Raw genomic sequence first — 13,483 nt, 5'->3', positions numbered from 1 at the left:
GTACTAAAAGGAGTTCAAAATAGCTTAAGGCTATTTTGAACAACCTTTATAAAGGAGACGGCGAATGCAGAGCTATGAACAAAGTCTCCAGCAGACCCGTGAGTTTCTGCTGGAACACGACGATTACCTTGTAGTGTCGCATGTTCAGCCGGACGGAGATGCAGTCAGCTCCACCCTAGCGGTGGGCTGGCTTCTCTCATGTCTGGGCAAAAAATACACTATGCTGAATGAAGGACCGATACCGAAGCGGATGGAATATTTATGGCATTCGGATGAAATCATCAATATGGCCTCTAGTGAGCCGCCCCGTCAATACAGCAATGTGATCTGTGTGGATTGTGCTGATTTTCAGCGAGTAGGATTGACTCATCGCTATTTTGCGAAGGATGCTCTAATCCTGAACATTGACCATCATCCCACTAACAACGGTTATGGACTTGTGAATTTAATCAAACCGGATGCTGCTGCGACTGCGGAAATTTTGTTCGATCTGCTGAAGACGTTCGAGATTGAATGGGACATTGATATCGCCACAGCTTTATACACAGGTCTTTTGACAGATACTGGTGGATTTCGATATACCAACACATCACCAAAAGTAATGGCAGCCGTATCTGAACTGCTTTCTTATGGCGTTAACGGTCCTGAACTGGCTGAGACATTACTTGAAGAAATGACATTGCCGCAGATTAAAATTTTAAATAAAGCGTTAAATACTCTTCAATTATCACCCGAAGGGGATATTGCCTGGCTCTATGTTACACCGGAGGATATGATTGAATGTGCTGCTGCTAATGAAGATTTAGAAGGTCTCGTGAACTACCCTCGCAATATTAGAGGTGTGGAAGTAGGGATTCTGTTCAAAGTCATTCATGAACATGCGGTTAAAGTTAGTTTGCGTTCTGCGGGTAAGGTCGACGTGGCTGATCTAGCGCAAACGTTTGGAGGTGGCGGTCATACCCGTGCTGCAGGTGCGCGTATAGAAGCTACACTCGAAACGGCAATAGCGCAGGTGCTCGAGGAGGTAAGACGTCATTTATGAGTGAATTAGAAGGTGTACTGGCGGTTTACAAGCCAGCCGGGTTCACTTCACATGATGTTGTGGCCAAGGCACGTCGTATTCTCGGCATGAAACGGATCGGACATACGGGAACGCTTGATCCACAGGTAACAGGTGTGCTGCCACTTTGTCTGGGCCGTGCTACTCGTGTCGTGGAGTATATTCAGGAGTTGCCCAAAGAATATGTGGCAACACTGAGACTAGGGATGTCCAGTGATACTGAGGACTTAACTGGGACTATTATAGAAACTGTAGATGAGGTGCATGTAACTGAAGAAGAGATTCTATCAGTGCTCGCTTCATTTAAAGGGGTTATTTCTCAGGTTCCACCGATGTATTCTGCGGTTAAAGTTGACGGCAAACGTCTTTATGAGTTAGCAAGAGAAGGTAAAACCGTTGAACGTAAAAGCCGTGAAGTAGAGATTTATGAAATTGAAATGACGGATATGACTTGGGAAGGCAATCATCCCGATATCACATTCCGGGTGCTTTGCTCTAAGGGGACGTACATTCGTACGCTCTGTGTCGATATCGGACGAGCACTTGGACTGCCGGGTGTGATGGTGAAACTAGAGAGAACGATGTCGGCAGGGATTTCTGCCAGTCATTGTCTTACGCTAGAGGATATTGCGACTCACAAGGAAGCCGGAACATTGGAAGATCATTTAATCGCTGCAGACGAAGCCATTTCTCATATGCCAAAGCACACTGTAATGGATGAGAAAAAGAAGGCAGCTTTGCAGGGGCAGCGTTTGTCCTCACGATTTATAGCTCCAGAGGTGAAGACGAACAGTCAATTTCGGCTATACGATCTTCAAGGTGGATTTCTTGGCATTTATGAATTGGAAGATACAGGTGCAATTGCTCCAGTGAAGGTATTTGCACAAGCTTAAATCAATTTTACCAAGTGAATTGTAGGTGAGAAACAGCGTGAGAACCGTAACGTTAACTTATCCGATGTCTCCGGAGACTGCTGCAGAGTGGGCTCAGCCTCAAGTGGCTGCTCTAGGGCAGTTTGACGGATTGCATCGTGGACATGCTAGCGTCATTACATCCGCTGTGGCCCTAGCCCGTAAACAAGGTGTGCCGGCCGCAGTCCTTACATTTCATCCACATCCTAAAGATGTTATGGGTAAGGGTGATTATGAAGGGTATTTGACGCCACCCGTAGAAAAGCAGGAGATTCTTGCTAGTTTGGGTGTCGATATCTTATATGTTATTGAATTTAACGAGCAGCTTTCCCGTGTAAGTCCACAGAATTTTGTCTCTGTTATGCTTTTGCCGCTACATATTGTAACTGCAGTTGTCGGCTTTGACTTTCGTTTTGGTTATCAAGGTGAAGGCGATGTTGAAATGCTTCGCAAGCTGGGTGAAGGTGTTATGAATGTAGAGGTTGCTCCCCCTTTTCTGCTAGATGGTGAGAAGGTCAGCAGCTCCGGCATTCGTAAAAGTCTCCAAAACGGGGATTTAGAGCTGGCAAACTCCTGGTTCGGACGTTGCTACTATCTGCGTGGTGAAGTGGGTCACGGTGAGAAGAGAGGTCGCACCATTGGTTTTCCAACGGCGAATTTGAAACTCAGTGCTCATTTTGTCATTCCGACTAAAGGTGTATATGCGGTCCGAGTCTTTTATAAGGATAAAGTTTTGTACGGGGTCATGAATGTGGGTGTTAAACCTACCTTTCATGAGGGGGTATTGACTCCAAGCTTTGAGGTCCATCTGTTTGACTTCGAAGGTGATTTGTATGATCAAGAGCTCAAGGTGGAATTAGTATCATACATTCGTCCTGAACGAAAATTCGAATCCATAGATGCATTGATCACTCAAATCGGTGAGGATGCAGAAACCGCGAAGAAGATTTTGGGGTATAATCTATAGTCATCCCGGACAAGCCGTTTACTTTTGTTAATGGAGATGCTATACTAATAAACGTTGCTGGCTTACAGCACCATAACCTTAGCTTGGTTGCACGTTCTCACCGACGGTGACGAGGCTAATGGCGATTATATTGAAGGAGGTGAACAGGATGGCATTAACTCAAGAACGTAAACATCAATTGATCGACGAGCACAAAACTCACGAATCCGATACTGGATCCCCTGAGGTGCAAGTTGCTATCCTAACGGAGAACATCGTTAATTTGACTGACCACTTGCGTACGCACAAGAAAGATCATCACTCCCGTCGCGGATTGTTGAAAATGGTTGGACAACGTCGTAAACTTCTGGCGTATTTGAAAAACAAAGACATCAGACGTTACAGCGCCCTGATCGAAAGACTGGGATTGCGTCGTTAATTTTCCATAAGATAACCCTTAAAGCAGCCTGGTTGTATACCGTATGTCCTTCTCGGAGCGACAGCGGGACAGCTGGGTTGCTTTTTGAAAATTTAGGGAAAACTTTATAGCAAGACTGATGAGATTATTCGTAAAAACGGCCACTTTACATCATCTGTAAGACTTAGCCGTTTCTTCTTATATGTATACAGAACAGGCTACATACCTTAAATTATAAGAAAGTATATGTTTCATGCTATACTTTATCCTTATAATTCTCGCATAAACGCTACCGTCTTTATAAGGACGCCGAAGGCGTTTTTAGCTTGGGGACAAGCCTTTCCGATTCATTAGATCGATATGTGAACCTGCAATATTTGACTGCGGGTCTACTACTATTCAAGGAGGTATTTATGGAAAAACGTGTAGAAATGCAGCTAGGCGGAAGACACCTTGTGCTGGAAACGGGCCGACTAGCTAAACAAGCAAACGCAGCCGTTATGGTGCGTTATGGGGATACTTCGGTATTATGTACCGTTACGGCTTCGAAAGAGCCGAAGGACCTGGATTTTTTCCCGCTTACAGTTAACTATGAGGAAAGATTATATGCGGTAGGTAAAATTCCGGGCGGATTTATTAAACGGGAAGGCAGACCGAGTGAGAAAGCGATTCTGTCCAGCCGTTTGACTGACCGTCCAATCAGACCACTGTTCCCTGAAGGTTTCCGTAACGATGTTCAGGTATTGAACATGGTAATGAGTGTGGATCAGGACTGCGCACCAGATATTGCTGCTATGATCGGTACTTCAGCTGCACTTAGTATTTCCGATGTGCCTTTTGATGGACCCATCGGCGGCGTTGCTGTAGGTCGGATTAATGGAGAATTTGTGATCAATCCGGATATGGCTCAGCAAGCAATCAGTGATATTTATGTAGTGGTTGCTGGAACGAAGGAAGCAATCATGATGGTTGAAGCAGAAGCGAACGAAGTGACGGAAGATGTGATGCTCGAAGCGATTATGTTCGGTCATGATGAAATCCGTAAGATCGTTGCAACCATTGAAGAACTGGTCAAAGTGGCTGGTAAAGAAAAAATGGCTGTGAAGCTGCATGCAGTGAATGCTGACGTGAATACTGAGGTCCGTGCATTTGCTGAAGCTCGTCTGGTGGAAGCCGTTAAAATTGCTGAAAAACATGCTCGTCAGGAAGCGATTGATGTCGTTAATGATGAAGCGGTTGCGTATTTCGTAGAGAAGTACATAGAAGCACCGGAGCTTCTGAAAGATGTTAAAGAAGTCCTACATGATATCGTGAAGGATGAAGTAAGACGTCTAATCACGCATGATAAGGTTCGTCCAGATGGACGTAAACTTGATGAAATCCGTCCGATTGAATGTGATACAAGCCTGTTACCGCGTACACATGGTTCCGGTCTGTTCACACGTGGACAAACACAAATCCTTAGCGTTTGTACCCTTGGAGCTCTAGGTGATGTTCAAATCCTCGACGGAATCGATCCTACTGAAACGAAACGTTTCATGCACCATTACAACTTCCCGCCGTTCAGCGTAGGGGAAGCTCGTCCACTTAGAGCACCAGGACGTCGTGAAATCGGTCACGGAGCACTTGGAGAACGTGCATTATCCAAGGTAATTCCTAGTGAAACTGAATTCCCGTACACGATTCGTCTAGTATCAGAAGCGATTGAATCTAACGGTTCTACCTCCCAGGCAAGTATCTGTGCCAGCATTCTGGCTATGATGGACGCTGGTGTGCCAATCAAAGCACCAGTAGCCGGAGTAGCAATGGGTCTGATCAAAGACGGAGATCATGTCTCCATCCTGACGGATATTCAAGGTATGGAAGATCATCTCGGAGATATGGACTTCAAGGTAGCTGGTACAGCAGAAGGTGTTACAGCTATTCAAATGGACATTAAGATTGCCGGTATCGACCGCAACATTCTTCAAGATGCACTTCAGCAGGCTAAAGAAGGCCGTCTGTTCATCTTGGACAAAATGAATGAAGCGATCTCTGCGCCAAGACCTAATCTGTCCAAATATGCTCCAAAAATCATTATTATCAACATCAATCCGGACAAAATCCGTGATGTTATCGGTGCTGGTGGTAAGATTATCAATAAAATTATTGAAGAAACCGGCGTGAAAATCGACATCGAACAAGATGGCCGTGTCTTTATCGGTTCTTCAGATGAAGAAATGATCCAAAAGGCTCGTTCGATTATCGAAGGTCTTGTGCGTGAAGTACAAGTCGGAGAAATCTATGTGGGTACAGTTAGACGTATTGAGAAATTTGGTGCATTTGTTGAACTTATTCCGGGCAAAGACGGATTGGTACACATTTCCCAATTGTCTACTGAGCGTGTAGCTAAGGTAGAAGATGTTGTTGCTATTGGTGACACCATTACCGTTAAAGTTACCGAGATCGATCCACAAGGCCGGGTTAATCTGTCTCGTAAAGCAGTGTTGACTTCGGAAACTGGAGCTAAAGCGTAAGATTGATCTTAGTAATAACCTTTACTAAAGGGATCTAATTTCATTATTAAAAGAGACAGAAGCGATTTGCGTTCTGGCTCTTTTTTTATATGAACTAAGCTGGAAAACTGTAGCAAACATTCCTATCTATTAGTCTTGTATCTGTTCATGACATAAAATCCTCCCTTGTCTCATAGATTGGGACAAAGTGTCTTTGTAATCGTGTGGAACGAACCTGAAATTCGTTTCTACCGGGGAGGAAGTCGTCATGAAGACGGAAAAAGTGGCATTAGTGGTTGCTTGTGTAGCAATCGTGATAGGAATTGGTAGCACACAGGGACCAGTCAAAGACATGCTTGCGCAATTGAAGCCGCAGGATGATCTCGCGGTGTGGATGGATATCCCTAAGGCGGCGAACAACGATCTTCGTCTGAGGATTGAGACCGCCGCGGCCAAACTAAATGCACCTCCAGTGGATGCAGTGGTTGACCGGGTGTGGAAAGCCATTCCGGGCTATAACGGACTTGAGATTGATGTAGAGAGTACCTATCGGAATGCTCTTTTGGCACCAAAAGAGCCCATAAAGTTAGTGTATCGGCAGATCGAACCAAAAGTATCGTTAAATGAACTGGGAGCAGAACCTATATATCGAGGAAATCCGGCGAAGCCGATGGTATCACTGATGATTAATGTGGCTTGGGGGAATCAGTATATCGTGCCAATGCTGGATATTTTGGATGAAGAGAACGTGAAAGTTACGTTTTTTCTGGATGGAAGCTGGCTGAGTAAGAATCCAGAGCTTGCTACAGAAATGTTAAAGCGTGGTCATGAGTTGGAGAATCACGCCTATACCCACCCCAATATGAGTACTTTAAGTCGAGCGCGGGCTACCGTTGAGATTGAGAAGACGCAAAAGCTGCTAAAGGAATCGCTTGGAGTCACTAATAAATGGTTCGCGCCTCCATCTGGTGATTTCGATCAAGAGACAGTAGAAATCGCTAGCAGCTTGGGCTTAAAGACTGTACTCTGGACTGTAGATACGGTGGATTGGCGCAATCCTTCTCCTGAATCTATAGTTGCCAAAATCACAAGCAAAGCTGAACCCGGCACACTTGTTCTAATGCATCCTACTGCCTCATCCTCCAAGGCGCTGAAGGCCATGATACGCGGGATAAAGGCAAAAGGGTTACAGCTAGGAACAGTTAGCCAAACGCTGTCAGCGGAGCGTCTAATCCCCTCTGATGTTGAGTGAGTGATCTATTTCTGGTAGGATTATAGGCACGTGTATTAATTTAGATAGAACATGGCTATTGCCAGGAGGACATGAAGTGGAAAAAATAGTATTATCCAATGGATTACGAGTAGTGATGGAAAAAATTCCGACCGGCCGGTCCGTTTCATTTGGAATATGGGTGAAGACAGGTTCGCGGAATGAACACCCTGGAAACAACGGGATATCCCATTTTGTAGAGCATATGCTTTTTAAAGGTACGGACCGATATAGTGCTAAGGATATTGCCGAACAGTTCGATGCTATTGGCGGCAATGTAAATGCGTTTACCTCTAAGGAATATACTTGCTATTATGCAAAAGTACTGGATGAGCATCTGCCTATCGCAGTAGATGTGTTAGCAGATATGTTTTTCCGTTCACGTATGGATGCTGAAGAGCTGGAGAAAGAAAAGAACGTCATCCTTGAGGAAATTTCTATGTGCGAAGATACACCAGACGATCTTGTGCATGATTTGATGTGTGCTGCTGCTTACAAGGATCATCCGCTTGCGTATTCTATCCTTGGCTTAAAGGAACGGCTGATGGAGATGAAGCCGGATGATCTTCGTGCCTACATGAAGGAGCAGTATACGATTGAGAATACGGTAATTAGTGTAGCGGGGAACATCAGCGATGGATTGATTGAGCTGCTGGAGCAGCATTTTGGCTCTTTTGCTAATCATGGCACATCTGCGCCGTTGACTCCACCGGATTATTATGGGGACTTGTTGTTTCACCGCAAAAAAACAGAACAGAATCATATCTGTCTTTCCCTACCAGGGGTCCGCTCTGGCGACCCATTGCAATATGCTATGGTGCTTATTAATAATGCCATTGGCGGCGGTATGAGCTCACGGATGTTCCAAGAGATTCGCGAAAAACGTGGCCTAGCCTATTCTGTATATTCATACCACAGTTCTCAAGCGGATTCTGGTTTGTTCACGGTCTATGCTGGAACAGCACCGAAGCAAACTAAGGATGTAACGGAGCTAATTAAGGAAATGATGTACGAACTTGCTACTGAGGGTCTTAGTGAAGATGAACTGAGAAAAGGCAAGGAGCAGCTTAAAGGTAGCCTTATTCTTAGCCTGGAAAGCACTAGTAGCCGGATGAATCGGATTGGAAAAAATGAACTTATGCTCGGAAAACATAACACATTAGACGATATGATCGCCAAGATTCAGTTAGTAACGATGGACAATATCAACAGTGTGCTTGATAATATGTTTGCTGAGCCGCTTTCTTTAGCGATGGTAGGTTCAACAGATAAAGCTATTGCAAATGTTAGGAGAGATGATCTTGTCTTATTACGTACAAATCAATAAACTAGCTGGAAACGAGGATGTTAATCTTCCTTGTAAAATGTCAGAACAGGCTTCCGGGTATGATCTATATGCCGCAGTTGGTAGCGAAGTCGTGCTTGCACCTGGAGAACGTGCATTAATTCCAACAGGCATATCATTAGCTATGCCAGACGGATTAGAAGCTCAAATTCGTCCACGAAGTGGACTAGCCTTGAAGCATGGGATTACGTGTTTGAACACACCTGGAACGATTGATGCTGATTATCGTGGAGAGATCAAAGTCTTGTTGATCAATCTAGGGCAAGAGCCATTTGCTATCGCTCGTAATGAGCGCATTGCCCAAATGGTATTTCAAGCGGTTCCAGTGGTCACTTTGGTTGAAGTAGATGCTTTATCCGAAACAGAACGTGGAGCCGGAGGCTTTGGTCACACTGGCAAATAATATGACTTATTAAAAAGCTTGCGAATTTATGCCTAATCGGCGTGATTCGCGAGCTTTTTTTCGTTTGAATATGACAATTTATAAGTTTCACATTTAAGCCTGCATGGTAATTCTTCTCCGCTTTTCACCCATTAAGAATGCCCAGCATAAGATGCTCTATAGTCGATAGTGTATGTTGAAAGGAGCGTCATCCCTATGCTTACTGGCGTCAGGATCGTGTTCCTGGGCGGGGACGCGAGACAGCTTGAAGTGATTCGGAAATGTGTGGAATTGGATGCGACGGTAAGCGCTGCCGGGTTCGATAAATGGGAAGCCCCTTGCCCAGGGGTGAGCCTGGAACAGATGACGGTAGAGCTGCTTAGTGATGCAGATGTATTAGTGTTGCCTACGGTTGGTTGTGATGATGAAGGGAATATTAGTGCTTTATTTTCTTCTGAACGCTTGATGCTCTTGGAAGAACATTTTGCTGCTCTGCCACCCCATTGTTTGGTGTATAGCGGTATGGCTAAAAGCTACTTACGCGGCATGTGCGCCAAGCATTCGTTAAAGTTAATTGAATTGCTTAATCGTGATGATGTAGCCATCTACAACTCCATCCCAACAGCGGAAGGGGCACTGGTTATGGCCATACAGAACACGGATTTTACCATTCACAGTTCCAAATCGATGGTACTGGGCTTGGGCAGAACGGGTTTTACAATGGCAAGAAGTCTACAAGGATTAGGTGCTAGTGTCAAAGCCGGTGTTAGAAAACAGGAACATTATGCACGTGCTGAGGAAATGGGCTGGAAGCCGTTTATGACCAGTGAACTGTTGCTTCATGTGCCGGATGTTGATCTGATATTTAATACGATTCCAAGTATGATCATCACCGCACAAGTACTCTCACGTATCTCACCGCATTGCTTAATTGTCGACCTGGCTTCCGCTCCAGGTGGATGTGACTTTCGTTATGCTGAGAAAAGAGGAATTAAAGCGATGCTGGCACCTGGACTCCCTGGCATTGTAGCTCCTAAAAGCGCTGGGATTATTATGGCAAATGCGCTGGTTCAGTCGATATCGGACGAGGCTTTAATCAAGGGGGACGAATAAAATGGATTGGCACGGAAAAACAGTAGGGTATGCGATTACCGGATCTCACTGCACATTTGCGGAGGTAATGCCGCAAATTCAACGCTTCGTAGATGGAGGAGCAAACGTAGTGCCCATAGTTTCAGCATCCGTACTAGGCACCGACACCCGCTTTGGAACATCGCAAAATTGGCTAAAACAGTTGAAAGATATAACAGGTAATGATATCATTTCTACAATTGTTGAAGCGGAACCGCTGGGTCCTTCCAAGCTGCTGGATGTGCTGACGATAGCACCTTGCACTGGAAATACAACGAGTAAATTGGCAAATGCTATGACCGATAGTCCAGTGCTCATGGCTGCAAAATCGCAGATGCGCAATGGACGTCCACTTGTTCTCGCGATATCTACCAATGATGGCTTAGGTCTTAATGCCGCAAATATTGCAAAGCTTCTAGTGGCTAAACATATTTATTTTGTGCCATTCGGACAGGATAACCCTGAGGGCAAACCTAATTCGTTAGTAGCGCGTATGGATCTTATCCCAGAAGCTTGCTATGCCGCTTTGCAAGGTAAACAACTACAGCCGATGATTATTGAAAAGTTTCATTCCGTCTAGAATAGGGCGGAATCGGTGGAGCTAGTTGCGGACATAAAAAGGGGAGATGCACTAAATGAGCAATGAGAAGTTAAATGCCGCCTTGGTCGGAGTTACTTCTTAATCAATAGATACGGTCGTAAACATTCAAAGCCAAGATCTGCTAAACCCATTGCTGAGATCATTGCCACCAAAAAATATAAGCTTTACTGCTACCGTCCTCATTTCGAGGGCGGTACAACCATTTTTCAAAATAAAAGAAAATTACTTAAGAAATAAGCTTACGTACTGTAAAGGAATTTCTCATTAGAGACGAAATGAGTTCTATTTACGAACGATTAGTGTGTTTGCTTTGACAATAATGGAGGAATTATACATGGGTATTCTGGTACAAAAATTCGGAGGAACATCACTTTCAACACCACAAGCTAGAGAGCACGTCATTCGTAATGTCAAACGGGAGCTCGCTAGCGGCTATAGTTTGGTCATTGTCGTTTCGGCAATGGGCAGACGCGGAGAACCTTATGCAACAGATACTCTGCTGGATTGGGCTGTTCAGAATGGAGATTCACTCCCAGAGCGTGAGAAGGATCTCTTGATGTGCTGTGGTGAGATTATCTCTGCTACTACACTTTGTGGCCTGCTGGAGAATGAAGGGATTGCTTCTACGGTACTAACGGGAGCTCAGGCTGGTTTTATGACAGATAGCAACTATGGCAATGCAAGAATTCTAGATGTACGTCCTGATCGTATTCTTCGTGAACTGCGTGAAGATAAAGTAGTTATAGTGACCGGGTTCCAAGGACAGACTGAAGCTGGTGATTTGACGACTTTGGGCCGTGGAGGAAGTGACACCTCTGCGACTGCACTGGGTGCTGCCCTTCATGCAGATATGGTTGATATCTATACAGATGTTAACGGGATTCTTACAGCAGATCCGCGGATCGTTGAAGATGCAAAACCGCTAACGTATGTTAGTTATACAGAAATTTGTAATATGGCTCATCAAGGAGCAAAAGTGATCCATCCACGTGCGGTTGAGATTGCTATGCAGGCACAAATTCCAGTACGCGTTCGTTCAACATTTTCTGAGACTGAAGGTACGCTGGTTACGAATCCTGAAGGATTCAACGACATTCAGTCTGGCGGCATTGTAGATCGCTTCGTAACAGGGATTGCTTATGTCAGCAACGTCACACAGATTTCTGTGGAGTGTCCAGATGGAAATGGTACGGGCGTTCAACTGCAAATTTTTAAAAGTATGGCCGACAACGGAATAAGCGTTGATTTTATTAATGTAACACCTACTGAAGCTCTTTATACTGTGTTCGATGACAAATCAGAAAAGGCCATCTCAGTTCTTCAGCAATTGGGCTTGCGTCCTAAGAGTTTATCAGGTTGTGCAAAAGTTTCCGTTATCGGGGGCGGAATTAATGGTGTGCCTGGTATTATGGCGCGTATCGTTGAGGCACTTAGCTCACAAAATATTCAGATTCTCCAATCCGCAGATTCGAATACAACGATTTGGGTGCTGGTGAAGAAAGAGGATATGGTGCAGTCCCTGCGTTCGCTGCACGCTATGTTTGAATTGCACCGCTAAGGAGGAATTCAAAGTGGATTTCGGAAGATTAATAACAGCCATGGTAACCCCCTTTGACGGGGATGGAGAAATCAACTGGGATGTAACTTCACAGCTTGTCGATTATTTAATTGAGGAACAGAAATCAGAGGCATTGGTTGTCTGTGGTACAACTGGGGAATCCCCAACGTTAAGTGATGAGGAGAAACTGCAGCTGTTTTCTTTTGTACTTGAGAAGGCGAATGGTCGCTGTAAAATTATTGCTGGAACAGGCAGTAATAACACGAAGCACTCTATTCACCTCACGAAGGAAGCGGAGAAAATAGGTGTGGATGGCATACTTTTGGTCGTTCCTTATTACAATAAGCCTAATCAGGAAGGGCTCTATCAGCATTTTTCTGCGATTGCTACGGAGACTTCATTGCCAGTCATGTTGTATAATGTTCCCGGTCGCACGGGTGTAAGTATGAGCGTGGACACAACCCTTCGACTTGCTGAAATATCGAATATTGTTGCGACAAAAGAATGTGCATCTGTCGATCAAGTAACACTTATCGCTTCTGCGTGTTCCGATGACTTCCGTGTATATACTGGTGATGACTCTGCGGGCTTAGCTAGTCTAGCCGTAGGAGGATACGGAATTATCAGTGTAGCTAGTCATGTGGTTGGTGCACAGATGTCAGAAATGATCTATGCATTCACCTCAGGAAATGTTCAGCGAGCGGGAGAGATCCATCGGCAATTGTTCCCTATTTACAAGGGGTTGTTCGAATGTCCACAACCTTTACCGAATCCTTCAGCGGTCAAATATGCTTTAAGTCTGAAAGGTCTGCCTGTTGGAGGCGTCAGATTGCCGCTTATTTCACCTACTGAAGCTGAGGCGGCCTTTATCGAGGCACTATTTCACTAAGTGCTGAACAATGATATTCTAGTCTTTAAACCGGCTTCTCCTGTGGAGAGCCGGTTTTTATATTTATTATATTTTGCTAAAATAATGGGTCACATTTAAGGAAAGAATTTGGATACGAGATAGGGTGACTTGTCTTTTGCCAAAAAAATCATGTATAATGATCTTAAGTGACTGGGTGCGGTTAAAATTAAATATGCGGTAATCTTCCGTCAATGGTATACATTGTGAGACAGGATAGGTCCCAAGATGAGTCTGTGTAAATGATTGAAATGTCTTCGCGCGAGGGGCGCGACGGTGAATTTTGACGGCATTTGTCCGCTTCAATATGAACTTTACTGCCCGGAATCGGGAGCTTTCGCATTGCGCATTTTACAGATATCAGGAATATCCTTGTTAATTAAGGAAGCTATCAGCTGTTTGAAGAATGTGTTCAGCGCCGCTGAAATAATCGAAGTTCAATATTTACCAATAAAAGTA

The 13,483-nt window shown here is 44.6% G+C and carries 12 protein-coding genes; all 12 read left to right on the top strand.

Annotated features, from left to right (window positions below; genetic code table 11):
- Positions 1-64 precede the first annotated feature (64 nt).
- The 12 genes from MKX41_RS12785 (at position 65) to dapA (ending at position 13,006) form a co-directional block, all read left to right on the top strand.
- The gene (locus MKX41_RS12785; RefSeq protein WP_339242105.1) at positions 65-1,042 is read left to right on the top strand and encodes a DHH family phosphoesterase; all 978 of its coding nucleotides are present in this window, start codon (positions 65-67) and stop codon (positions 1,040-1,042) included.
- Entirely contained in the window at positions 1,039-1,953 is a 915-nt protein-coding gene (gene truB / locus MKX41_RS12780; protein ID WP_042189413.1) for a tRNA pseudouridine(55) synthase TruB, read from the top strand. Before MKX41_RS12785 ends, truB begins: the two co-directional genes overlap by 4 nt.
- Positions 1,954-1,990: 37 nt before the next feature.
- On the top strand, positions 1,991-2,938 hold the full coding sequence (locus tag MKX41_RS12775) for a bifunctional riboflavin kinase/FAD synthetase (RefSeq protein WP_340970902.1): 948 nt from the start codon (positions 1,991-1,993) through the stop codon (positions 2,936-2,938).
- A gap of 148 nt (positions 2,939-3,086) precedes the next feature.
- Positions 3,087-3,356, top strand: coding sequence for a 30S ribosomal protein S15 (gene rpsO / locus MKX41_RS12770; RefSeq protein ID WP_036656390.1), 270 nt, complete (start codon positions 3,087-3,089; stop codon positions 3,354-3,356).
- 392 nt (positions 3,357-3,748) lie between these two features.
- Entirely contained in the window at positions 3,749-5,851 is a 2,103-nt protein-coding gene (gene pnp, locus MKX41_RS12765) for a polyribonucleotide nucleotidyltransferase (RefSeq protein WP_340970901.1), read from the top strand.
- A gap of 247 nt (positions 5,852-6,098) precedes the next feature.
- Positions 6,099-7,082 (top strand): polysaccharide deacetylase family protein, encoded by a 984-nt coding sequence (locus MKX41_RS12760; RefSeq protein WP_340970899.1) that lies wholly within the window; start codon positions 6,099-6,101, stop codon positions 7,080-7,082.
- Positions 7,083-7,158: 76 nt separating this feature from the next.
- Positions 7,159-8,427 (top strand): M16 family metallopeptidase, encoded by a 1,269-nt coding sequence (locus MKX41_RS12755; RefSeq protein ID WP_042189409.1) that lies wholly within the window; start codon positions 7,159-7,161, stop codon positions 8,425-8,427.
- On the top strand, positions 8,402-8,848 hold the full coding sequence (gene dut / locus MKX41_RS12750; RefSeq protein WP_197071224.1) for a dUTP diphosphatase: 447 nt from the start codon (positions 8,402-8,404) through the stop codon (positions 8,846-8,848). The genes MKX41_RS12755 and dut overlap by 26 nt, the downstream gene beginning before the upstream one ends.
- Positions 8,849-9,043: 195 nt before the next feature.
- Complete coding sequence (gene dpsA, locus MKX41_RS12745; protein ID WP_340970894.1) at positions 9,044-9,940, top strand: dipicolinate synthase subunit DpsA; 897 nt, start codon at positions 9,044-9,046, stop codon at positions 9,938-9,940.
- Between the two features lies 1 nt (position 9,941).
- Positions 9,942-10,538 (top strand): dipicolinate synthase subunit B, encoded by a 597-nt coding sequence (locus tag MKX41_RS12740; RefSeq protein WP_042189406.1) that lies wholly within the window; start codon positions 9,942-9,944, stop codon positions 10,536-10,538.
- Between the two features lie 355 nt (positions 10,539-10,893).
- Entirely contained in the window at positions 10,894-12,117 is a 1,224-nt protein-coding gene (gene dapG, locus MKX41_RS12735; protein ID WP_340970891.1) for an aspartate kinase, read from the top strand.
- A gap of 13 nt (positions 12,118-12,130) precedes the next feature.
- Positions 12,131-13,006, top strand: coding sequence for a 4-hydroxy-tetrahydrodipicolinate synthase (dapA, locus tag MKX41_RS12730; RefSeq protein ID WP_340970888.1), 876 nt, complete (start codon positions 12,131-12,133; stop codon positions 13,004-13,006).
- Positions 13,007-13,483: the final 477 nt, after the last annotated feature.

The organism is Paenibacillus sp. FSL R5-0475 (genome assembly GCF_038004585.1).
Classification (GTDB): domain Bacteria; phylum Bacillota; class Bacilli; order Paenibacillales; family Paenibacillaceae; genus Paenibacillus_AQ.
The sequence above is the reverse complement of the archived record's forward strand: the minus strand, read 5'-3'. Positions and strand labels throughout refer to the sequence as shown.

Coding starts and splice junctions, on each gene's coding strand:
- MKX41_RS12785 (WP_339242105.1), top strand. CDS start 65: ATGCAGAGCTATGAACAAAGTCTCCAGCAGACCCGTGAGTTTCTGCTG.
- truB (WP_042189413.1), top strand. CDS start 1,039: ATGAGTGAATTAGAAGGTGTACTGGCGGTTTACAAGCCAGCCGGGTTC.
- rpsO (WP_036656390.1), top strand. CDS start 3,087: ATGGCATTAACTCAAGAACGTAAACATCAATTGATCGACGAGCACAAA.
- pnp (WP_340970901.1), top strand. CDS start 3,749: ATGGAAAAACGTGTAGAAATGCAGCTAGGCGGAAGACACCTTGTGCTG.
- MKX41_RS12760 (WP_340970899.1), top strand. CDS start 6,099: ATGAAGACGGAAAAAGTGGCATTAGTGGTTGCTTGTGTAGCAATCGTG.
- dpsA (WP_340970894.1), top strand. CDS start 9,044: ATGCTTACTGGCGTCAGGATCGTGTTCCTGGGCGGGGACGCGAGACAG.
- MKX41_RS12740 (WP_042189406.1), top strand. CDS start 9,942: ATGGATTGGCACGGAAAAACAGTAGGGTATGCGATTACCGGATCTCAC.
- dapG (WP_340970891.1), top strand. CDS start 10,894: ATGGGTATTCTGGTACAAAAATTCGGAGGAACATCACTTTCAACACCA.